The organism is Winogradskyella poriferorum, assembly GCF_050618035.1.
In the GTDB taxonomy this organism is placed as follows: domain Bacteria; phylum Bacteroidota; class Bacteroidia; order Flavobacteriales; family Flavobacteriaceae; genus Winogradskyella; species Winogradskyella poriferorum_A.
The window spans coordinates 1-235 of record NZ_JBODPY010000131.1 but is presented as its reverse complement, the minus strand read 5'-3'; the positions used below and the strand labels follow the sequence as shown (position 1 = coordinate 235).

General features: G+C 38.7%; 1 pseudogene. It reads right to left on the bottom strand.

The annotated features are described in order from the left end of the window. Window positions 1–235: pseudogene (locus ACRHOC_RS15200) on the bottom strand (peptidoglycan synthetase); the annotation flags it as partial.

Below are 235 nucleotides of genomic sequence, written 5' to 3'. Positions count from 1 at the left end.
ACAAAAGCTCTGGATAACTAAAAATTTTCAATCCAAGATCTTGAGCTTTCAGCAATTCTGGCTTGTCTTCTTTAGCATGCATACCAAGATCTATAGCATCTAAATCTGAAGTGATTTTTTCTGGCAACCATCCAAAGGCATTAGGCAGTAATCCCTTGCCCTCAAGGCGTGATTTGGAAGGATCGAAAATGGTATCATGACTACCAGTGACCTTATACTCTTTATTATGCAATGC